Here is a 22469-nt window from a genome sequence, read left to right as displayed (position 1 = left end):
TGGGATTTGCCGCCGGGCCGAAGGCGTGGCTGGCTAGGCCAGGCGGTAGACCGCATCGACTCGGGTCATCGGCTGGCGCGCCACATTGCGATTCGGTCCTGCATTCCATAGCCCTGTATGACGGCCGGCATGAACCACGGATTGCCACGATAGAAAGGGATGCAGGCCGGCGGCCGGAAGTCGAAGGCCGAATAAGCGTGCTCGCTGTGTCCCAGCAGTTTGTGGGCTGCGCGCGTGCCGACCCAAGGTGCCCAGACCACGCCCGAACCGCAGAAGCCAGTGGCGTAGAGCACGCCATCCTTCTCGAAGATGCGGGGTAGCATGTCGCGGTTCATCGCCACGTTGCCGAACCAGCTGTGTGAGAGGCAAACGTCCCCCAGTTCGGGAAAGCGCTTCACCAGGCCCTTGCGCAGGCGCAGCGTCGGAGCCGCCGGGTCGCCGACCCGGGAGCTGTCGCGGCCTCCCAGCAGGATGCGTCTGCCGTCGGGCGAGGGGCGGTAATAGAAGCCCAATTGCAGGCCCTCGCTCATCATCATCAGTTTCGGCATCAGGCGAGCCATTACCTCGGGGGCGAGCTCTTCGGTGGCAATGATCCGGCTGCGGACCGGCACCAGGCGGCGGCGCAGATAGGGCGTGGCGCCATCGGTATAGCCGTTGGTGCAGACCAGAACTTGCCGCGCCTGAACCGTTCCGGCCGAGGTGACGACGCGGAAGCCGGCGCCATCCCGCGCTATCGAGCTAACGGGGGTGTTCGAATGGACCGTCACTCCCGCAGCCAGGGCCACGCGCAGCAGCTCGGCGTGGAACTTGGCCGGGTTCAGCCCTCCGATGTCCATTCTGACCGTGCCGCCGCGGTAGAAGTCGGTGCCGATATAGTTGCGCTGTTCGACGTGCGGAACGGCATAGGAGTCGATCCCCAGTCTCTTCGCCAGTGCCTCTGCGCCACGGGCCATGCTCTCGTACTGCTCGAAGCCGATGGCACCGCGGAACAGGCCGGTGAGCTGGAAATTGCAATCGAGCCTTTCTGTTTCGATGAAATCGTAGAGGAACTCACGGGCGATCTTGCCTTCAGCCTCGATGGTAAGCGCCTTCTTCTCGCCGAAGCGGCGGCTGAGCGTGGCGTAGTCCGGGCGAATGCTGCCGCTGGTGATGCCGCCGTTGCGCGATGAGGCACCCTCGCCAGGACTCATGACATCGAACGCAGCAACCGATCGTCCCGCGCGTGACAGTGCGAGCCCCGCCGAAAGCCCGGCGTAGCCTGCACCCACGATCAGCACGTCGAGCTTATTGGTCAGCGGCTGCTGCGGCAGAGGTTTGACGGGGGCCGCTTGCCACCAGAAGGGGGTGCTCTGTTTGGCGATGCTGCGCTCGTGCATGGGAGTGCCTTCTCGTTGTGTTTTCAGGCAATGATCACATTGCGGGCACTGGAGTCAGCGGCCCGTCATGATAACGAGTATGGCCCTTTCGCTTTTTGAAGAGTCGCCGAAACTGGGGGGGCGAGCGGCAGGAAACACCGAAAACAGCGCTCTTGTTGGTATATCGGTCCGCGCGCTACGCAAGGTGTCTTTTCACGCTCTGGGATATCCGCAAGGCGTTACAGCCAGTGCCTTTACGAGTGCGGACGAAGGGAGAGGAGGTGCTCATTCGCCACCTCCTTACTGTATAGGCCGTGATGAGGCTCTCGCTGACCCGACGCGAGACATCCAGGGATTAGCCGAGCGCCTGGTTGATGATGGCGAACTGCTGCATGCCGGGGACAGGTTCCGGTGCTACGCCCCTGACCATGGCAACGACGGAATCGGCCTGCAGGAGACCAAGCTCCTGTAGCCAAGGGCTCAGCTGGCCAGAGTCATGGACGTCGATTCGTATGAAGGAGTCGGCGCGAGCTCCGACCCAGTAGCTGATCATGGCCTTGGCCCGTTCGGGAGAGGAGGCCACGACCGGCCCGATCACGTACCCGTGCCCGAAACGCCGCATCAGCGCGAAGCCGGTGAGTTCACCCTGGTTGTCGAGGACCACGCCATCGGCGACCTGAAGCAGTTCGTTCAGGACCGATGCGCGGGGCAGGCCGGTGCCGGCTGCCGCCAGCTCGACCAGCTTGGCGCGGTCGTTCAGACCCATTGGCCGTATGCGCTCTCCAGGCGGTGGCGCAACGACTGCGGGTTTGATCACGGTTCCCCGGTGCTGGTGGACCGTGCCGATGGCCTTGAAGCCGAGTCGCTCGTAGAGCGGTTGGCCTTCGGGCGTGGCGAACAGCAGGGTATGGCGTTTGCCGATCAAGTCGAGTATCGATTCCATCAATACGCGCCCGATTCCCTTGCCCTGTGCTTCGGGCGAAACGATGATCATACCGAGCGTTGCGTAGTCGCTGCCATGGCTCCAGCACATGGCGGTGCCGATGACCTCGCCGCTGCGCTCCGCGACGAAACCCTCGCCAAGGCGGTGTACGAACTGCCAGTCTTCGAGTCGATGCGGCCAACGAACCGCCTGCGAGAGTCGATGGGCGGCAGGCAGATCGCTCTCCCGCAGGCGTCGATAGGTAATGTCGGTGTCTAGATGCTGGATGGTCATGAATGGCTCCTCCATGGATTCTTTTAACTCTGGCGTCTGAAGCAGGGCAATACTAGGACGTTCTTGCTGTATGGAGGCATGATTATGGTGAGAAATGAATACGGTATTAATGTCCGGAGCCGATGGCAGGGGCAATAGAAAGTGCCGCTGAGTCCCATGTTTTTGGCATGTTATTGAGCATTGTCATGCGCAACAGAGTCGGGCGAGAGGGGGGGGTGGGCGAATGCGATCAATGATTCTTGTGCACGACAATTCCAGGTATCCCGGGAGCGGCTAGCCCAGAGACTGGTTCACCAGCGCGAAAGTGGCGACCTCGGTGTCGGCCGCCCCGGGGGAGGGGTGGGTCATGACGGTCACCTTTTCATGTTCCTCCATTCCGCAGCGCTTGAGGAATTCGGTGAAATCGCCCTCGGATTGGGTGGTATCGACCCTGAGAAATCTTCCTGCGTGTTTCGCTACATGGGGGGCGGTCAACGCGATGGCGTCACTGGAATCCTTCGCGACGACCGGCCCTACGACATGGCCCCGGCCGAACCTGCGGCACAGGGCAAAACCGGCGATGCACCCCTCACGCTCGAGCACCGTGCCGGTGGAACGCCCGACCAGCTCTTCCAGGATGGCCGTTCTGTCGGCACCGAAGGCGGCCAGGTCGAGGCGGGCGATGTCCACGAAATCCGTTGCTTTCAAAGGCCGAACCCGGGTGTCGGCCGGCAGCGAAACCTCGCCCGGGTCGATGGCCGTGCCCTGGTGCTGATGCACGACGCTCACGGCCTTGAAGCCAAGGGCATGGGCGAGACGATAGGCGGCCTGGGGGGCGATGATCTGAAGACGACGGCCGTGGCACTGCTGCATCACGTGATCCATCAGCCAGCCGCCACCGCCCTGCGCCTGCAGCTGTGGCGTGGTGATGACCATGCCGATGGTGGCGAAATCGTTGCCCATCGGAAACCACATTGCCGAGCCGACGATTCGGCCGATCTTGTCGCAGCCGGCAAATCCCTTCCCGACCTTGAGCAGCAGGCGCCAATCGTCGGGCCGGTGCGGCCAACCGACACCGACCGACAGCTGATGCAGCTTGTCGATATCGTCTTCCTGAAGGTCTCTCAGCGCCAGCTCATAGGTCTGCAGGCGCTTTGACGTCTTGTGGGACACCTGGCTCTCCGTCAGTGGCTTCCCTTGCAACTTTTGTAGTTTGGCAGCTGGTAAGGGCCATGGCTAGGACGTTCTTGCCGCACGGGGTGGCACGGATGTAGACCCCGCTGCCTGACGAAGTGCCGCTTCAACGACATCTCGGCAAGAGGGATGGAGACGTTGCCGGCGTGGCTTCGGGTACGCGGCAGCATCTGCCGTAGGGCGTGGGCAATGCCAACGATTGTATGTGCGAGAGGGAATAAAACGAACCAAAAGCGTTTCCCGTTGGTGCTGTAATTGTTTCAACGGCTTGTTCACATTCGATGAAGACCCTGGATTGCTGAGGTGGGCCCCTTGAGAACGGTGCGCCGACATAACAACAGACAAGCAATGATAAGCGGATAGACGGAGGCAGAACATGAAAAACAGGAACTTCCCCAATCAAGACCGACGGATCATGGCTGAGCTGGCGCGCACGGCCGGCCACGGCATCTCGCGGCGCGATGTGCTGCGGGGCATGGCGGCCGGTACCGTGCTGGCCGCCACCGCCGGCGGTCTGATGACCGGCGCGTCGTCCGCCTTCGCCCAGACCCCCCAGCGCGGCGGACGCATCAAGGTGGCGAGCGCGACCAGCTCGACCGCTGATACGCTGGACCCGGCCAAGGGCGGAAACTATACCGACTATTGCCGTCACTTCATGTTCTACAACGGCCTGGCCACGCTGGACGAGGTGCTGGTGCCGCAGATGTCACTGGCGGAGTCGTTCGACACCGACGACGCCCAGTCATGGGTCGTCAAGCTGCGCCGCGATGTCGTCTTCCACGACGGCCAGCCGTTCACCGCGGCCGACGTGGTCTACTCGCTGAATCGCCACAAGGATCCTGAAACCGCCTCCAAGGCCCTCAGCGTCGCCCAGCAGATCGAAGAGGTCAGGGCCGCCGGGCCGCATGAAGTGCATATCCGGCTGGTCAGCCCCAACGCCGACCTGCCGGCGGTCCTCGCCACCTCCCACTTCCTCATCGTGCGCGACGGCACCACCGACTTCAGCCTCGCCAACGGCACCGGACCCTTCGAATGCGCGGAGTTCCAGCCGGGCGTGCGCTCGGTCGGGGTGCGTAACGACAGCTACTGGAAGCCGGGCCAGCCGTATCTCGACGAGATCGAGTTCTTCGCGATCCCGGACGAGGCCGCGCGCATCAATGCCCTGCTCGCCGGCGACGTCGACCTCATCAACCCGGTCAACGCGCGCTCGATCCCGCGCATCCTGGACAGTGCCAACGCCGTGGTGATGGAGTCGCCGACCGGCGGCTTCACCAACCTGGTGATGCGTGACGCCCTGGGGCCGGTTCAGAATCCGGACTTCGTGCTGGCGATGAAGTACCTGCTCGATCGCGAGCAACTCCATCGTGTCGCCTTCCGTGGCTTCGGCACCATCGCCAACGACCAGCCGATCGCGCCCAACCACCGCTACTACTTCAACGAGCTGCCGCGGCGCGAGTTCGACCCCGAGCGGGCGAAGTACCACCTGGAGCGCTCCGGCGTGGGCGGGAATTCGATTCCCCTGGTGGCCTCCGAAGCCGCCACCGGTTCGGTAGACATGGCCCAACTGCTGCAGCTGACGGCGCAGCAGGTCGGGCTCCGGCTCGAGATCCGTCGGGTGCCGTCGGACGGCTACTGGTCCAATCACTGGATGAAGCACCCGCTGCACTTCGCCAATATCGGTGCGCGGCCGACCGCCGACCTGATGTTCAGTCTGTTCTACAAGTCCGACGCCGCCTGGAACGAGTCGGGCTGGCAGAACGAACAGTTCGACCAACTGCTGGTGGCGGCGCGCGGCGAGACCGACGACGCCAAGCGCAGGCAGATGTACGCCGACATGCAGGTGCTGGTGCACGAGCACGGCGGCATCGGCATTCCTCAGTTCAACAGCAGCATCGATGGCCACAATGCCAAGCTGAGAGGACTTAGCCCTCACCCGATGGGTGGCCTGATGGGCTACATGTTCGCCGAGCACGTCTGGCTGGAAGCCTGAGGAATCACGACTACGACAATTCCATCATCAAGGCGCCACCCGTGCAGCCCAGGGGTGGCGCCATAACAATAGGGTGAACCATGAACAGCACCATTCCACGGCTCGTGATTGGCCGGCTGGGCATCGGCGTGCTCACGCTGCTTATCGTCTCGCTGGTGGTATTCGTTCTCACCAGCCTGCTCCCGGGTGACGCAGTCCAGGAACAGCTTGGCCAGGAGGCTACGCCGGAAGTGGTGGCGGCACTGCGCGCCAAGTTGGGCTTGGACCAACCCGTGTACCTGCGTTACCTGAGCTGGCTGGGTGGCCTGGTGACGGGCAACCCCGGGGTTTCGCTGGTCAACGGCATGGCGGTCGATGACTTGATTGCGAGCCGGCTTCCCAACTCCCTGAAACTGGCAGCGGCCACTGCCCTGATTGCCGTACCGCTGGCGCTGACCATCGGCATCGTGTCGGCGATGTATCGCGGATCGATCTTCGACCGCTATACCAACATGCTGGCGGTGTTCCTGGTGTCGGTACCCGAGTTCCTGATTGCCACCATTGCGGTGCTGATTTTTGCGGTGAAGCTGGGTTGGCTGTCGGCGCTGTCGCGCTCGGTGGAAGTCGATTCCTTTCTGCAGCTGCTCAGTGTCTATGCCATGCCGGTGTTGACCCTGTGCTGTGTGCTGGTCGCGCAGATGGCGCGCATGACGCGGGCGGCCGTCATCGATCAGCTCAGCTCTCCCTACGTCGAAATGGCGGTTCTCAAGGGCGCACGACCGGTGCGGGTGGTGCTCCGGCATGCGCTGCCGAATGCGATCGGGCCGATCGCCAACGCCGTGGCGCTGAGCCTGTCGTACCTACTTGGCGGCGTGGTCATCGTCGAGACGATCTTCAACTATCCGGGCATTGCGACGCTGATGGTGAACGCCGTGGTCACCCGCGACATGCCGCTGGTTCAGGCGTGCGTGATGCTGTTCTCCCTTGGCTTTCTGGTGTTGGTACTGGTCGCCGACATCATCGCCATCGTATCCAACCCGAGGCTGCGCACATGAACCCGAACACGATTCCGACAGACTCACCGAAATTGAGTACACCGGGTTCGCGGGCCGATGCCGTGGCGGGTGTGACGTTCGAGGAAAAGCCGCCAAGCGTCACAAGCGTCACGCGCCGGCGCGCCAAGCGGCCGATCAGCGGTGCCCTAGGGTTGTTCGTGGTCGGGTTCTGGCTGCTGATGGCGTTGGTCGGCCCCTGGTTGGCGCCCTATGGGGCCAACAGTCTGGTCAGCGATGATGTATTCGGCGCCATCAGTCTGCAATTCCCGCTCGGCACGGACTTCCTGGGCCGGGACATCCTCAGCCGTCTTCTGAATGGCGCGCCCTACACCATCGGCGTGGCACTGGCGGCAACGTTGCTCGCCTGCCTGTTCGGCGTGGTGTTGGGCCTGGTGGCGGCTGCTTCCGGCGGTTGGATCGATGCTGCCATCAGCCGCACTCAGGACGCCTTGATCGCGATTCCCAACAAGATCTTTGCGCTGATCATGGTGGCCTCCTTCGGTTCTTCCGTGCCCCTGCTGCTGGTCATGGCCGCCTTTGCCTATATGCCCGGTTCGTACCGCATCGCGCGTGCGGTCGCGGTCAATGTCATGACGATGGACTTCGTCCAGGTCGCGCGAGCGAGGGGGGAGGCCATGCCGTACATCATGTTCATCGAGGTGTTGCCGAACATGCTCCGTCCGGTGCTGACCGACCTCGGCCTGCGTTTCGTCTACGTCGTGCTGCTGTTGAGCGCGATGAGCTTTCTCGGTCTGGGCGTGCAGCCTCCTGATGCAGACTGGGGCTCTCTGGTTCGGGAAAACATCCAGGGCCTTGGGGAAGGCGCTCCGGCGGTATTGGCGCCGGCGATTGCCATCGCCACTCTCACCGTCGGGGTCAACCTGATCATCGACAGTTTCGGCGGTCGGGCCAAGCGCGAGATGGAGAACTGAGATGAACGAAATCGTCAAGGTAAGCGGCCTGCGCGTAGCGGCGCGCAGCGAGGCTGGCGTCGATGTTCCGATCGTGCACGGTGCCGATTTGAGCCTGAACAAGGGCGAAGTACTGGCGTTGATCGGCGAGTCCGGTTCCGGCAAGACCACCATCGCGCTGGCGCTGATGGGCTATGCCCGTGCCGGCTGTCGTATCGTCGGGGGATCGGTGCGCATCGGTGATGTCGAGGTACTCGAACAGTCGGATTCCGAACTGGCGAAGCTGCGTGGACGCACCGTGGCCTATATCGCTCAGAGTGCGGCGGCGGCGTTCAACCCCTCCAAGACCATCATGCAGCAGGTGATCGAGAGTGCGCTGATCCATGGCGTGATGTCGCGACGAGCAGCGCAGACCAAGGCGGTCGAGCTGTTTCGGGCGCTGGCACTGCCGGACCCCGAGAACATCGGTGCGCGCTATCCCCACCAGGTGTCGGGCGGGCAGCTGCAACGGCTGATGGCGGCGATGGCGCTGATCACCGAGCCGGCCCTGGTGATCCTCGATGAGCCGACCACGGCACTCGATGTCACCACGCAGATCGAGGTACTTCGGGCGTTCAAGAAGGTCGTGCGCGAGCTCGACACGACGGCGGTGTACGTTTCGCACGACCTGGCGGTGGTGGCGCAGATGGCCGACCGTATCGTCGTGCTGCGCAACGGCGAGATCCAGGAGAACAGCCGCACCGAGCAGATCCTGGTGGAGCCTGAGCACCCCTATACCCGCAGCCTGCTGGCGGCGATGAAACCGGCGGAACACACGGCTGAAGCGGTGCCAGCAACCTCCGGAATCGATGAGGATCTGCTGCTCGACGTACGGGGTCTCGAGATCTGCTATGGCAGCAAGCGGGTCGTGCAGGATATCGACCTGAAGGTCCGTCGCGGAGCAACGGTCGGGATCATCGGTGAATCCGGGTCGGGCAAGACCACCGTTGCTCGGGCCATTGCCGGCCTGGTGGCACCCTCGGCCGGGCAGGTCCTGCTGGATGGCCAGCCGCTCAGCGGCACGCTCGCCGGACGAACCCGCGAGCAGTTCCGGCGCGTGCAGTACGTTTTCCAGAATGCCGACACGGCGCTGAATCCGCAGCACACCATCGAAGAGATCCTGGCGCGACCCCTGCGCTTCTACCACGGCATGCGCAGCGCGCAGCGCCGTCGCCGGGTGGCCGAGCTGCTGGAGCTGGTGCAACTGCCGGCGAGCCTGGCGACGCGTCGCCCAAGTGAGCTTTCCGGTGGCCAGAAGCAGCGCATCAACCTGGCACGAGCGCTGGCGGCCGAGCCGGACCTGATCCTCTGCGACGAAGTCACCTCGGCGCTGGATACGGTGGTGGGTGCCGCGATCCTCGAACTCATGGCGGAGCTGCGGCGGGAACTGAACGTTTCCTATCTGTTCATCAGCCACGACATCAGCACGGTACGCGCGATCTGCGACGAGGTGGTGGTGATGTATGCCGGCGCCAAGGTGGAGCAGGGCAATCGCTCGACCTTCCAGGCGCCGCCGTATCATCCGTACACCCATCTGCTGATCGACTCGGTGCCGGAGATGTACCAGGGCTGGCTCGAGGAGACACGGGCTGGCCGCGGTGCGCTGCCGCAGATCGTCATGCCGGCCTCGTCGACGCAGTTCTGTCCGTTCCTGACACGCTGTCCGGTCAGGATCGAAGGCAAGTGCAACAAGGTCCGGCCGTCGCGTGTGCGTCTCGACAAGGGCAACGAGATCCTTTGTCACCACAGCGATAGCGAACTGCGGCAGCTCGACGAGCCTGTGCCCGCCCTTGCGGCTAGCACGAGTAATTGAGGGTGCGTTCTATCATGCCGGTAGCGCCGGGCCTACGGTGACGCTGGCGTAGGGAGTGTGGAGCATGAACGAGAACAGCGGCATTCCCCCGGTGCGGCAACATGGCGAGCCTGCCCCTGACGGGAAGCGGAACGACGACGAAACGGCGCAGGCGGTCGCAACGGCCAAGCAGTATATCGATGAGAACTTCTGCGAGCCGATCAATCTCGACGATCTGGCGGCACTCGTCGGCATGACCCGTTTCAGTCTGGCCAAGCGCTTCCGTCAGCGATTCGGCACCTCCCCCTATCGCTACGTCTGCCAGGTGCGGGTCCGGCAAGCGCAGACGATGATGGAACAGGGGCTGCGGCCGACGGAGATCGCCATCGAGATCGGCTTCTTCGACCAGAGCCACCTGGCGAGGCATTTCAAGCGCCTCTGCGGGATGACGCCACGTCAGTACAGAACGCGCTGTGCACAGTCCGCAGGTCAGTGAACCCTGCGGCAGATCAAGGGGGTGGTTATGGAAAAGACGAAGGTAACGCTCGAGGACGTAAAGCAAGCGGCGGTGCGTATCCGGCCTTATGTGTGCCGTACACCACTGCTTCGGGAAAGCAAGATGGACAGCGCTTTGGGTTGTCAGGTGTATGTCAAGCCCGAGATGCTTCAGGTGACCGGCGCGTTCAAGATCAGAGGAGCGTTAAGCAAGATCTTGTCTTTGTCGCAGGAGGAACGGGACAAGGGAATCATCACCAGCTCATCGGGCAACCATGGTCAGGCATGTGCCTATGCAGGAAAAGTGCTCGGCATTCATGCGACCGTCATCGTTCCGGAAGACACCCCCACACTGAAGGTCGAGAATGCCCGGTCGATGGGGGCGGATGTCATCTTGTGGGACCGTGCCTACACAGAGCGCTGGAAAAAGGTTCATGCAGAGGTCGAGGAGCATGGCTACACCATAGTGCACAACTACGAAGACTTTGACGTCATGGCCGGCCAGGGCACGATTGCCCTGGAGATCATGGAGGATCTGGCGGATGTGGAAACCGTTCTTGTTCCGATCGGCGGGGGCGGGCTCATTTCAGGGATTTCCACCGCCATAAAAGAGAGCAATCCTGAGATAAGGGTGATTGGCGTTCAGGCCGAGGCCTGCTGTCCCTACTATTTGAGCCGCCAAAACGGTGAGCGAACCAAGGCGACAGTGAAGCAGACCATAGCCGACGGCCTTGCATGCGACTGGCCCGGCAACAACACCTACCCCATCATCGAAAAATATGTGGATGATATCGTCACCGTCTCGGAAGAAGCCATCGAAGAGGCGGTAAGGGTGGTGGCAAACGATGCCAAGCTCGTCGCGGAGCCTGCAGCCTGTGTGGGAATAGCCGCCTTGCTGGCAGGCGCTGTAAAGACTCGTCCAGACGAGAAAGTCTGTGTGGTCCTTACCTCCGGAAACTGGGGCATCGACATGATCGGCAAGCTCCTCAAGGGCGAGCGTGTGGTAGGTATTTTTTAACAAGTAAAAAGGAGCGAGCATGAAGACTCTGTTGTTGAACAAGGATGAAGTGGGATCGCTCATCGATCTGGATGCGGTGCTCGAAGCCGTGGAAAACGGTTACCGGGCATTTAACAGCGGGCAAGTCGTTCAGCCCGATTTCATGAGTATCGAGCTTCCTGGTTCACATGCCTGCATCGATTTCAAGGGCGGACTCGATCTGGCTGGTGGGTATATCACCATCAAGTCCTCCGCTGGTGGGTACAAGGGAAACCCTGAGTTGGGCCTGCCGACGGGCATGAACACCGTGATGCTGTTCGAGGCAAGCACCGGTGCTCTCAGGTGCATCATGGATGGAACCTGGATTACCGGTTGCCGTACCGCTGCTGCGGGTGCCATTTCGGTAAAATATCTGGCACGCGAGGATGCAAAGACGCTTTGTATCATAGGGGTGGGCAATCAGGCGCGCAGACAGCTTCGGGCCATCATCCGGGTGAGGAATTTCTCCGAGGTTGTCGTGTGGAATGCCTCCTCGCAAGCGCTTGATGACTACGTACGAGAAATGTCCGAGGAAACGGGCCTCGACATCCGCAAATGCGAAACCGCGGAGGAGGCGGTTCGCGCGGCTGACGTCGTCGTCACTACCACCCGCGCCCACAGGGGACCGATTGTCGAGAAGGCGTGGCTGAAGCCCGGTACGCATATCGTTGCCATTGGCTCTGACATGCCAGGTAAACAGGAGATCAGCGCCGATATCTTCCAAGAGGCCAAGGTGGTCAACGACTCTGTCGAGCTTTGTATCAAGTACGGCGATACCCAACATGCCGTTAAAGAAGGCATCATCAAGCCAGAAGACATTCATGCGGAAATCGGTGAGATCCTGCTGGGAAAAAAGGCCGGTCGCGAAAACCAGGAAGAGATAACGATCTTCGATTCGGTCGGCATGGCCATTCAAGACACCGTGACGGTTGCCATGCTGTACGAGGCGGCCCTCGACAAGGGGCTGGGCACTCCTTACGAGTTATTTTAAATAAAAGATCTTTGGTGTGTTTCAGCCTGCCCAAGTAGTTCCGTATGCGATTGGGACCGGAGCCAACAAAGCGCAGGCGATGATGAAACAGGCGCACCACGGCCGCGACTGGACAGCTTCGCCGGTCCTGATTGGTTGCGGCCTTTCCTCGAGAGATACGGCATCTGATCTGCCTGTTGCCGCTCAGCCATTCTCGACGTGACCGCCCCCGAACCTCTGCCTTCCGAGCATCCCTTCTGGGTGCATCCACGCATATTTCTGACGCCTTACGTAGCGAGCATGACCCAACCCGAGACGGCCGCGCCAGTTGTGCTGAAAAACCTTCGCCGACATCGACGTGGCGAGGCGCTGGCGAACGTCATCGATTGGTCGCGCGGCTACTGAACCTGAGAGGGCAGGAAAAGATGGCAAAGGCTAGGCATTGTCTGAAAAGTCGGCGAGCGATGGTCAGACAAGGCAAAAATCAATGAAAAGACGGAGTTTACGGGGTGTAAATGAGTACTTTGAGCTGATTTTTAACGCCGTATGACCGAGCGCAGACAGTTTTCGGACGATGCCTAGGAGGGAGTCTTCGGCAGGGCCTGGTACAACCGCCAGCCCCACGCTTCGCCGGCTGGGCGAAGCGTGGGGCGCATCGAGGACAGTGGATGTGTGATTAGAGGCCGACCAGGCCGGCCAGGCCGCCCATGTCCTTGATCACGTGAGTCACGTAATTCGGCGCCAGGTTCGGCTCATGGTTGCGATCGACCAACACGCGAGCGCCGTAGCCCAGGTCGGCAGCGGACATATGGTCGTAGCGGAAGCTGCTGGAGACGTGCATACACTCTGTCGGGGAGCAGCCGAGCTGGTCGAACATGTATTCGAAGGCCTGGAGGCGCGGCTTGTAGGCACGGGCCTGCTCGGCGGTGAAGACATGGGCGAACGGGGCGCCGAGCTTTTCGACGTTCCGGTAGATCTGGTCGTTGTCGGCGTTGGACAGGATCACCAGCGGAATTTCGTGGGCGACCTTCAGCAGGCCTTCCGGCACGTCCGGGTGCGGGCCCCAGGTTGGTACGGAGTGGTAGATCTCAAGTGCCTCCTCCTCGCGGAACTCGAGTTTCCACTTGCGGCAAGTGCGCTCGACCGAGTTGCGAACGACGTCCTTGAACGGCTTCCAGTCGCCCAGGACTTCGTCGAGGCGATAGACCCTAAAATCTTCGACGAAGGCTTCCATCTGCTCCGGGCTGATGCGATCCGCGAAGATCCTGCGCGCCGACGGGCCCATCTGGAAGTTCGTCATCGTGCCATAGCAATCGAAGGTGATGTACTTCGGCTTGAATGTGCTCATGAGTTGGGTTTCCTGTTTTTTTGCGATGGTGAAAGAAAAGCCCTTCGGCGTAGTAAGCAGTATCCCGGAGGCATGCCTCACGAATTGGGTTCATTCACTTTGCGCCGTAAACCCATTACACCATGGAGGTGCAAACAGATGGTTTCGATGCATGGGGGAGAAACCGCAAGAAACGTCGCTTTTTGGGGTGCATGCGGCATATATAAGCGTCCGTTCGGGGTAACTTGTTGCATCAGTGTTTTCCAATCCAGCCAACTTTTGGAAATGCAGTCGTGGCCACGGCCCAAGGCGCATGAGTTCCAGTAGCTGGGTCGTGGCTTGCGCCGCCATGACGGACCGGCCTGCCCACACGACAAGCCGGTCTCAAGCGACAGATGCAGTATCCGGGCTAGGAGGCCGTCGATTGGCAGCAGGAGCAGGCAGTGTTGGCGTCACTCTGGACGGCTTGTTCTTCCGGCGTGGCTGCGGTGGGCTCGCGGTCGGCCGAGGTATAGAAGGCATCGGCATGGATGTGGTCCGCCGGCACACCGCGGGCCGCAAGCAGTTCGGTAGCCGCTTCCACCATCGGGGGCGGGCCGGCCAGGTAGGCGTGGCAGCCGGTCAACCCGTCCTCGTTCGCCGCTATGAACTCGGTGACCAGACCGGTGGCGCGCTCGGTGGGACCGGTGGGCTCGGACAGCACGATATTGACCTGCAGGTTGGCGTGGCGCGCGGCCAGTTGCTGGAGATGCGACTCCAGGTAGACGTCGCGTTCGTCGCGGGCGCCGATATAGAGACGTATGGGCTGACGCATGCCGGCGGCAAGCGCGGTCTCGATGATCGACTTCACTGGCGCCAGGCCGGAACCGCCGGCCACCGCGATGATGGGGCCGGCATGCTTCTCGCGTAGGTAGGAGCTGCCGAACGGCCCCTCTACTGCCACCCGATCGCCTACCGTCAACTTGCTGGCCACATGAGTGCTGGTGGCGCCGCCCGGGACATGCCGCACGTGGAACTCGAGGGCGGGCTCGTCCGGGTGGCTGGCCATGGAGTACTCGCGGGTCGGGCAGCCGGGAAAGGTCACCTGGGCGTACTGGCCGGCGGTAAAAGCAAAGCGCTCGCCATCTTCCAGGCGCAGGCGGACTTGCTTGATGTCATGGGTGAGGTCGTCGAGCGCCACCACGGTAGCGTTCACCTTGCGCACCGGGTGGGCGGCACGCTCTTCGTCATCGAGCAGCCAGGCGACAGTACAGTCGCTGCGGGGCAGGGCACGGCAGGCGAGTATCAGGCCGGCGTCGCGCTCCTCGTCGGTCAGGGAGAAACGCGTGTGGGGGAGCAAGTCGACCTCACCTTCCACCAGCCGCGACTTGCAGGCGCCGCAACGCCCGGCGCGGCAGCTATGGGGATAGTCGATGCCCGCCGCCATGGCGGCATCGAGGAGGGTATCTCCGTCTTCCACGGTGATGGCCTTGCCGGCCGTCGTGATCTGAACGTTGTGACTCATGTTGTTGTTCTCCGAGCGTCGTTTGTGCGCCCCCCTCGTTGGGGGAGGCGCGTTGTCAGTCAGGCAGCTTGTGTGACCTGGTGGCCAACCGGGGCGGCCTCATCCGCTTCGATCACGATCGGCGGCCGGAAGCCCTTGAGGCGCAGCGCATTGGTGAGCACACAGATGCTCGAGGCGGCCATGGCCACGGCGGCGAAGACCGGCGAGAGCAGAATCCCGAAGGCGGGAAACAGCACGCCGGCGGCCACCGGGATCAGCACGGTGTTGTAGGCGAAGGCCCAGAACAGATTCTGCTTGATGTTGCGGATGGTGGCGCGGGACAGCGCGATGGCATTGGGTACGTTGCGCAGGTCGCCGGACATCAGCACCACATCGGCAGACTCGATGGCGATGTCGGTGCCGGTGCCGATGGCGATGCCCACGTCGGCCTGTGCCAGTGCCGGGGCATCGTTGATGCCGTCGCCGACGAAGGCCACCAGGCCGCCTTCTGCCTGCAGGCTCTTCACCGCATCCACCTTGCCGTCGGGCAGTACTTCGGCCACTACCTTGTCGATGCCGAGACGGCGGGCAATGGCTTCGGCGGTGCGCCGGTTGTCGCCGGTGATCATGGCCACCTGAAGGCCCTCGGCGTGCAGCGCGCGGATGGCGGCCGGCGTGGACTCCTTGATCGGGTCGGCGACGGCGATGATGGCGGCCAGGCTGCCATCAATGGCGGCATAGAGCGGTGACTTGCCCTCGTCGGCGAGCCGGTACGCGGTCTCGGCGAAGACCGTCACGTCCAAGCCCAGCTTGCGCATGTAGCGGTCGGCTCCTACTTCGACACGGCGGCCGTTGACCTCTGCCGCAACACCATAGCCGGGCTCGGCCTCGAAACGTTGCACGGTATCGGGCTCCATCCCGCGTGCCTTGGCGGCGTTGACGATCGCCTCGGCGATGGGGTGTTCCGACTGGCGCTCCACGGAAGCCACCAGTTGCAGAACCTCGGCTTCTGCGAAATCCCCGGCTACCACCAGGTCGGTGAGTTCGGGCCGGCCCTTGGTCAGGGTCCCGGTCTTGTCCAGCGCGATCACCTTGGCGTCACGCAGCGACTGCAGGGCTTCGCCCTTGCGGAACAGCACGCCCATCTTCGCCGCCTTGCCGGTACCCACCATGATCGAGGTGGGGGTGGCAAGGCCCATGGCGCAGGGGCAGGCGATGATCAGCACCGCCACGCCGTTGACCAGGGCGAAGGTCAGCGCCGGGGCAGGGCCGAAGATCAGCCAGATGCCGATGGTGATCAGGGCCACGGCGATCACCGCCGGCACGAAGTAGTTGGTGACCTTGTCCACCATGGCCTGAATGGGCAGCTTCGAGCCCTGGGCCTGCTCGACCATGCGCACGATCTGCGCGAGCAGGGTATCGGCGCCGACCTTGGTGGCCCGGAAGGTGAAGCTGCCTACCTTGTTGATGGTACCGCCGACAACGTCCGCGCCGGCTTCCTTGCGCACCGGCACGGGCTCGCCGGTGATCATGGACTCGTCGACGAAGGAGCTGCCGTCGATGACCTGGCCGTCCACCGGGACCTTGTCGCCGGGCCGTACCAGCACCATGTCGCCCTGGCGCACCTCGTCGATGCCGATCTCCATTTCCTCGCCGTCGCGGACCACGCGGGCGGTCTTGGCCTGGAGCTTCATCAGCGCCTTGATGGCCTCGCTGGTGCGGCCCTTGGCGATCGCCTCGAAGTAGCGGCCGACGAGAATCAGCGTGATGATCACCGCCGAGGCTTCGAAGTAGACGTTCACCGTGCCGGCCGGCAGCACCTGGGGGAGAAAGGTGGCCACCACCGAATAGCCCCAGGCGGCGGAGGTGCCCAGCATCACCAGCGAGTTCATGTCCGGGCCGCCGCGCATCAACGCCGGCCAGCCCTTCTGGTAGAAGCGCAGGCCGGGGCCGAACTGCACCACCGAGGCCAGGACAAAGAAGAGATAAAACAGGTTCTGCTGGCCCACGCTCATGTGTAGCCAGTGATGCAGCATGGGGATGAAGTGCGAGCCCATGTCCAGCACGAAGACGGGCAGCGTAAACACCGCGGCGATGGTGACCGCGCGCTTCAGCTCGGCAATTTCCCGTTCGCGGGCCTCGCGTTCGCGATCGCTGCGGTCCGGTGCATCGCTGGCGACTTCGGCGTCATAGCCCGCGGCCTGCACTGCCTCGATCAGGGCCTGCGGGGTCACGGCCTCGGCGACCACTTTCACGGTTGCCGTCGCCGTGGCCAGGTTGACGTTGGTCTCGAGTACCCCGGGCACGTCGGCGAGCTTGCGCTCCACGCGGCCGACGCAGGAGGCGCAGCTCATGCCCTTGACCGTCAGCTCGAGAGTGTCGGTGACGGCGGGATAGCCGGCGGTGTCCACCGCCTGCACGACACCGGCGAGGTCTGCCCGGTCGGAAGCGAATGCCACCTGGGCGCGCTGGGTGGCCAAGTTGACGGAAGCGCCAATGACGCCGGGCACGCCGCGGATCGCCTTCTCGACCCGGCCGACGCAGGAGGCGCAGCTCATGCCCTCGATGGCCAGGGAATACGCATTGGCCTCGTCGGGAGCATGCTTCTTTGTTGATTTCATAGTTTCGATCGGCATGGTCCAGGCTCCTCTGGTGTGCCGCAGGGGGTATTTGGAGCCTAAACCTTCTCATCATGGGAAGGTCAAGTGCTTATTTGAAGTTTTGTATGTTGTCTACAAAATATTGTTGACAAATTTTTTTCTGTCACCCTATCTTTTTCTCAATGGTGCAAGAGTTGGAGCGGCTCGCAGGACGCGTGACGAGCTGCGACGGGTGCCGAAGCGCGACAACAGTAATGAATATTCGAAAGTATCTGAAGGCAACGCCTCGGCTGGCTAGAGGAATGGCAGCTGCCGTGATGATCGGCCGAAGGCCGCTCCACCCTGGTAGCCTCCGGTGGAAAGATCGTCGTCGGCGAACTGTTCACCGCGGCCTCGGGATGGACGCCGAGCAACCTGAAGGCGCGCCATTGGTCTCTTGACCTTCCCAGTATGGAAAGGTCTAAGTTCCTAAACATTGCCATCACGGCACAGCTAAAAGAATAAGAACAAGAGAGGCGGGATGCCCCTGCGAAGTCCTTCGCTACATGTCGTTTTGCACAACAACAAGCTAGAGGGATAGACAATGTTGAATATTCGAAATTGCCTCAAGACGGCACCCGCCCTGCTCCGAGGGGTGGCTGTCGCTGCCATGATTGGCCCGATGGCCGCTTCGGCCTCGACAGCCTCCGGTGGCAAGGTCGTCTTCGGCGAGCTTTTCACCCCGGCCTCGGGGTGGGCGGTGGAGACCATCGACGCTTACGTGCTGTCGCGTGCGGGCTGTCTGGAGGGGCTGGCGCGCATGGATTACGACGCCTCGATAAATCCGGCGCTGGCCGAGTCCTGGGAGCAGGTATCGCCGACGGAGTGGGAGTTCCAGTTGCGTGAGGGGGTGACCTTTCATGACGGCTCCGCCTTGACGTCGCAAGTCGTCAGCGATCAGCTCAACCGACTGTTGAACGTGGCGACCCCGCCCCCGGGTTTTTCACCGAGCGTGATCGAGTCCGTGGAGCCGGCCGGCGAGCGTGTCGTGCGCATCGTCACCAAGGTCCCGGATGTCTTCGTGCCCAACCGCCTGGCCAGCCCCAATACCGGTATCCTGTCGCCCGCCGCGTTTGCCAGCGACCGCATCAACCCGGTGGGGCACTGCACGGGGCCCTTCGAGATCGTGCGTGAGATTCCCCGCCAGGGCCTGGAGCTCAAGCGCAACGAGAACTATTGGGGTGGCGAGGTGAAGCTGGCCGAAGGGGAAGTGCGCTACATCCCCGACGGGCAAGTGCGTTCCATGATGGTGGAAACCGGCGAGATTCATATCGCTCGCCAGATACCCGCGGCGGCACTGGCACAGATGGAGCGCTCGCAGAAGCTGAAGGTGCATACCGTCGAAGCGCCGCGAACCACCTCGCTCTACCTCAACAACCGTCGCGCTCCGCTGGATAACATCAAGGTTCGGCAGGCGATCCAGAGCGCCATCGACGTGGCCGGTATCGCCGAGGCGGTCTACGAAGGTTCGGTGAACCCGGCAGTGGGGCAGTTCTCCCCGAACACGCCCTGGGCACCGGAAAATGCTGCCGTCATCCCCCAGGACCTGGAGCGAGCCCGTCAGCTATTGGCGGAGTCGGGTATACCGGCGAGCGAACTGCAACTCGAACTTCTGGCTTATGTGGAGCGCCCGGTGCTGGCCGATCTGGCCGCGGTCATCCAGTTCCAGCTCCAGCAGCTGGGGATGAAAGTGAATATTCGAGTCTCGGAATATGGCGCTATCGAACCACAGCTGCTCTCGGGGGATTTCGACATGGTCCTGCTCTCGCGCGGCTACCTCACCGATGTGGCGGATCCGATCGGCACCTTGGCCGAGGACTATGGTTGTAACGGCAGCTACAACCTGGCCGGCTTCTGCGATCCGCAGGTGGATGCACAGCTGGAAAGGGCGAGCGCCCTGGTGGAGCCCGAGGAGCGCAATGCCATCTATCGGGACATCGCCGCGCGCCTGCAGGAGGAAGCGGTGAATGTGTTCTTGATCCACGAGACCATCAGCGAGGCGGTCTCCAACACGGTGGAGAACTACCAAGTGCATGTTTATGAGCGCACTGCCTTTCACAAGGACCTGGAAGTCAACTCCCACTAGCGGCTCGCTGTGAGGAAGCGCTGACTCATGTCGTGAGCACAGCACTATGTCAGCGCTTCCCGAACGAAGATGACAACAATAAACGGAGACCCTCTGATGAACAGCATGAGATTTCAGCCCTTGATTACCGCCTTTCACGATCATCTGTCAGATCCCGGCGACGCGTCACGGTTGCTCGACCGGTGAGGGGATGCTCGTGAGACACATGGCATCACGGAGTTTCGTTCCGGCCGTGCCGAAACGGGATCCGCTCGATCACTGGGAGGGCTGACACTATGGGGCTTTTCATATTACGCCGATTGGCAGTGCTGGCACTGGCGCTACTGGTCGTAACATTTCTGGTTTTTCTCATCCCCTATATCGGGGAGACGGATCCGGTGCGGGCGCTGGCTCGGGCGCGTTTCGGTCGTCTGGACCTGGATGCGGCCACCATCGAGGCGCTACGCATCGAGCTGGGCATGCATAGGCCCCTGCTGGTGCAGTATCTGGACTGGCTGCGCAGTGCGGTGACCGGCGACTTTGGCAACTCGTACATGAGCCGTGAACCGGTCGTCGAACAGGTCTGGTCGGCGCTCAAGGTGTCCGTCGTGCTGACGCTGGCGTCGCTGGGCTTCGCCTTCGCTATGGCCGTTCCCGCCGGCAGCATCGCTGCCCTGCGGCAGGGCGGCTCTTTCGACATGACGACCAAATCGCTTAGCCAGGCGTTCGTGGCCGTGCCGGAGTACTGGCTCGCCCCCATGAGCATCCTGGTCTTTGCGCTCTATCTGGGATGGCTGCCATCGGCAGGCTGGCGGGGACCGGAGTCGGTGATCCTGCCGGCCCTGGCGCTGTCGCTGCGTCCCATGGGCTATTTCACCCAGGTCATGCGAGCCTCGATGATCGACGTGCTCAACTCACCCCATATCGTGGCGGCGCACAGCCGCGGCCTGAGTGTCCGGCGCACGTTGATTGCCCATGGCCTGCGCAACGCCCTGCTGCCCGTGATCACGCTGTTCTCGGTGTGGATGGCGGGCCTGCTGGGTGGAGCGGTGGTCATCGAGGTCATCTTCGCGGTACCCGGCATGGGGCGGCTGGTCTACTCGGCCATCGTCAATGGCGACATTCCGGTGCTGCAGGCGGGGCTGGTCGCCATCGTGACCCTTGCCGTCTTGATCAACACGGTCACGGATCTGGCCTACACCGTTCTCAACCCGGTAGTGAGGATCGACAATGCCACAGCTTGATACCCCAATGCCACCGGACAGCGTGCAGGGCATGAGATCGAGAATGGGCAACTTGCACATGGTGAAGACCTGGCTTGTCCATCTCTCCCGACACAACCGCACGCTGTTGCTGGCCAGCAGCGTATTCGCCACCGTGATCATGCTCCTGCTGCTCACGCCCTGGATAGCACAACACGACCCTTCGGCGATGACGCTTTCGGGCCGCTTTGCGGGTCCCAGTGCGGAACACTGGCTGGGACTCGACCACTTGGGCCGGGATGTCTTCAGTCGCCTGCTCTACGGCGGTCAGTTCTCGGTCTCCATTACGGCCATTACCCTGGTGATCTCGGCCGTCGTTGGCACCCTGCTGGGCGTGATCAGTGCCCGGGTCGGTGGTGTCGTGGATGAATTCCTGATGCGCCTCGTGGATCTTATGATCTCGTTTCCGGATGTGCTGGTGGCACTGCTCCTGGTCGCTATCATGGGACCTGGCTATGGCACCCTGATCCTCGCGCTCACCATTACCGGTTGGACGCCCTTTGCACGGATGACGCGTGGGCTGGCGCTGGAGATCAACTCCAAGGACTACATCCGGGCGGCGGAGATCCTCGGCTGTTCTCGAACCTTCATCATTGTGTATCACGTGATTCCCAATGTCCTGAGGCCGCTCGCCACGATTGCGTTCCTGCGCTTCGGTCACAAGCTGATCACGGTGGGAAGCCTCTCCTTCCTGGGGCTCGGGGTGCAGCCGCCCGACACGGATTGGGCTGCGATGCTGGCCGAAGCATTGCCCTACCTGGATCGGGCACCTGCTCTGGTGTTGATTCCCGGCCTGGCCATCTTCATTACCGCGTTGAGTGTCACGCTGGTCGGGCAGGGCCTGGAAGCGCATATGGATGCGAAAATGAAGTGGCGTCATGAAAGCAAATGAATGATTTCCGATCGAGATAAGGAGGGTCGTCATGATGCAGCTGCATGCAGGACCAAAGCCCGTCGTTCGTTCGACCATGTCGAGCATGGTTACCGAACAGATTCGCGATGCCATTCTGTCTGGTGCCTATCCGCCGGGCATGCAGTTGAACGAAAAACTGGTCGCTGAAAGCTGTGGCGTCAGTCGCGGGCCGGTCAGGGAGGCCATTCAACGTCTCCTGCAAGAAGGGCTACTGGTCAGCGAGCCGCATCGAGGGGTTTTCGTTCTGGAGCTCACGGAGGAAGATCTCGAGGATATTTATTTTACTCGTGATGCGGTAGAGCGCGCGGCATTGAGGCGTATTGTCCATTCCGGTTGCGGAGAAGCGCTTTCCGGCCGGCTCATGACCATCGTGGAGTCCATGAAAAAAGCCGTCGAGCAGGAGGAGTGGACCGAAGTCGCCTCCCTGGACATTCGCTTCCATTCGGAACTGGTGAATGCCGCCGGCAGCCTGCGGTTGTCCCGCTTGTATGCCACGCTGATGGCAGAGATGGGACTCTGTCTCAATCAGTTACTCGGAGTATATCGTGGGCGCGGACGGCTGATCGAAGAGCATGAGCATTTGGCGAAGCTGGTGGCGAGCGGTGATGCCGAGAGACTCGAAAAAGCCATGGCCGACCATCTTCAGGAACCGGTCGAAACCATCTGCAATGCCTGGGAAAGGGCAAGGCAAGGAGCCGGAAAATTGTCTGCCTCAAGTGTGGAGAAAAGCTGAGTCGTCATGCTGGATATCGAATAGGCGTTGCTAGAC

Annotated in this window: 18 protein-coding genes; 12 read left to right on the top strand and 6 right to left on the bottom strand. The window is 62.2% G+C overall.

Annotation, left to right across the window (positions count from 1 at the left end):
* Positions 1–65 precede the first annotated feature (65 nt).
* From ACUY1T_RS18020 to ACUY1T_RS18010, 3 genes are all read right to left on the bottom strand, one after another.
* Positions 66–1376, bottom strand: a complete 1311-nt coding sequence (locus tag ACUY1T_RS18020; RefSeq protein WP_446024959.1) for an FAD-dependent oxidoreductase — start codon at positions 1374–1376, stop codon at positions 66–68.
* 334 nt (positions 1377–1710) lie between these two features.
* Positions 1711–2571 carry a GNAT family N-acetyltransferase gene (locus tag ACUY1T_RS18015; protein ID WP_446024958.1) on the bottom strand — a complete coding sequence of 287 codons (861 nt, stop codon included), beginning with the start codon at positions 2569–2571 and terminating at the stop codon, positions 1711–1713.
* Between the two features lie 273 nt (positions 2572–2844).
* Complete coding sequence (locus ACUY1T_RS18010) at positions 2845–3723, bottom strand: GNAT family N-acetyltransferase (RefSeq protein WP_446024957.1); 879 nt, start codon at positions 3721–3723, stop codon at positions 2845–2847.
* Between the two features lie 397 nt (positions 3724–4120).
* Between ACUY1T_RS18010 and ACUY1T_RS18005 the strand changes: the two genes are divergently transcribed.
* The 8 genes from ACUY1T_RS18005 to ACUY1T_RS17970 all read left to right on the top strand — a co-directional run bounded on the left by ACUY1T_RS18005 (position 4121) and on the right by ACUY1T_RS17970 (position 12416).
* Positions 4121–5734 (top strand): ABC transporter substrate-binding protein, encoded by a 1614-nt coding sequence (locus ACUY1T_RS18005; protein ID WP_446024956.1) that lies wholly within the window; start codon positions 4121–4123, stop codon positions 5732–5734.
* Positions 5735–5814: 80 nt separating this feature from the next.
* The gene (locus ACUY1T_RS18000) at positions 5815–6768 is read left to right on the top strand and encodes an ABC transporter permease (protein ID WP_446024955.1); all 954 of its coding nucleotides are present in this window, start codon (positions 5815–5817) and stop codon (positions 6766–6768) included.
* Positions 6765–7700 (top strand): ABC transporter permease, encoded by a 936-nt coding sequence (locus ACUY1T_RS17995; RefSeq protein WP_446024954.1) that lies wholly within the window; start codon positions 6765–6767, stop codon positions 7698–7700. Before ACUY1T_RS18000 ends, ACUY1T_RS17995 begins: the two co-directional genes overlap by 4 nt.
* A gap of 1 nt (position 7701) precedes the next feature.
* Positions 7702–9531, top strand: a complete 1830-nt coding sequence (locus ACUY1T_RS17990; protein ID WP_446024953.1) for an ABC transporter ATP-binding protein — start codon at positions 7702–7704, stop codon at positions 9529–9531.
* 64 nt (positions 9532–9595) lie between these two features.
* Complete coding sequence (locus ACUY1T_RS17985; RefSeq protein ID WP_446024952.1) at positions 9596–10006, top strand: helix-turn-helix domain-containing protein; 411 nt, start codon at positions 9596–9598, stop codon at positions 10004–10006.
* A gap of 27 nt (positions 10007–10033) precedes the next feature.
* On the top strand, positions 10034–11023 hold the full coding sequence (locus ACUY1T_RS17980) for a threonine ammonia-lyase (protein WP_446024951.1): 990 nt from the start codon (positions 10034–10036) through the stop codon (positions 11021–11023).
* A gap of 19 nt (positions 11024–11042) precedes the next feature.
* Positions 11043–12032 (top strand): ornithine cyclodeaminase family protein, encoded by a 990-nt coding sequence (locus ACUY1T_RS17975; RefSeq protein WP_446024950.1) that lies wholly within the window; start codon positions 11043–11045, stop codon positions 12030–12032.
* A 189-nt stretch (positions 12033–12221) separates the two neighbouring features.
* Positions 12222–12416, top strand: coding sequence for a hypothetical protein (locus ACUY1T_RS17970; RefSeq protein WP_446024979.1), 195 nt, complete (start codon positions 12222–12224; stop codon positions 12414–12416).
* Positions 12417–12687: 271 nt separating this feature from the next.
* On the opposite strand, the gene ACUY1T_RS17965 is transcribed toward ACUY1T_RS17970, so the two are convergent.
* The 3 genes from ACUY1T_RS17965 to ACUY1T_RS17955 form a co-directional block, all read right to left on the bottom strand.
* Positions 12688–13359, bottom strand: coding sequence for a haloacid dehalogenase type II (locus tag ACUY1T_RS17965; RefSeq protein ID WP_446024949.1), 672 nt, complete (start codon positions 13357–13359; stop codon positions 12688–12690).
* Between the two features lie 388 nt (positions 13360–13747).
* A complete protein-coding gene (locus ACUY1T_RS17960) occupies positions 13748–14842 on the bottom strand; it encodes a 2Fe-2S iron-sulfur cluster-binding protein (protein ID WP_446024948.1) in 1095 nt (364 codons plus the stop codon).
* A 59-nt stretch (positions 14843–14901) separates the two neighbouring features.
* Positions 14902–17457, bottom strand: coding sequence for a heavy metal translocating P-type ATPase (locus ACUY1T_RS17955; RefSeq protein WP_446024947.1), 2556 nt, complete (start codon positions 17455–17457; stop codon positions 14902–14904).
* A gap of 625 nt (positions 17458–18082) precedes the next feature.
* Here ACUY1T_RS17955 and ACUY1T_RS17950 point away from each other — a divergent pair.
* The 4 genes from ACUY1T_RS17950 to ACUY1T_RS17935 all read left to right on the top strand — a co-directional run bounded on the left by ACUY1T_RS17950 (position 18083) and on the right by ACUY1T_RS17935 (position 22433).
* Entirely contained in the window at positions 18083–19546 is a 1464-nt protein-coding gene (locus ACUY1T_RS17950; protein ID WP_446024946.1) for an ABC transporter substrate-binding protein, read from the top strand.
* Between the two features lie 275 nt (positions 19547–19821).
* Positions 19822–20769, top strand: coding sequence for an ABC transporter permease (locus ACUY1T_RS17945; RefSeq protein ID WP_446024945.1), 948 nt, complete (start codon positions 19822–19824; stop codon positions 20767–20769).
* A 43-nt stretch (positions 20770–20812) separates the two neighbouring features.
* The gene (locus tag ACUY1T_RS17940) at positions 20813–21679 is read left to right on the top strand and encodes an ABC transporter permease (protein ID WP_446024944.1); all 867 of its coding nucleotides are present in this window, start codon (positions 20813–20815) and stop codon (positions 21677–21679) included.
* Between the two features lie 31 nt (positions 21680–21710).
* Complete coding sequence (locus ACUY1T_RS17935) at positions 21711–22433, top strand: GntR family transcriptional regulator (RefSeq protein WP_446024943.1); 723 nt, start codon at positions 21711–21713, stop codon at positions 22431–22433.
* Positions 22434–22469: the final 36 nt, after the last annotated feature.

Source organism: Billgrantia sp. Q4P2, from assembly GCF_052806135.1.
The sequence above is the reverse complement of the archived record's forward strand: the minus strand, read 5'-3'. Positions and strand labels throughout refer to the sequence as shown.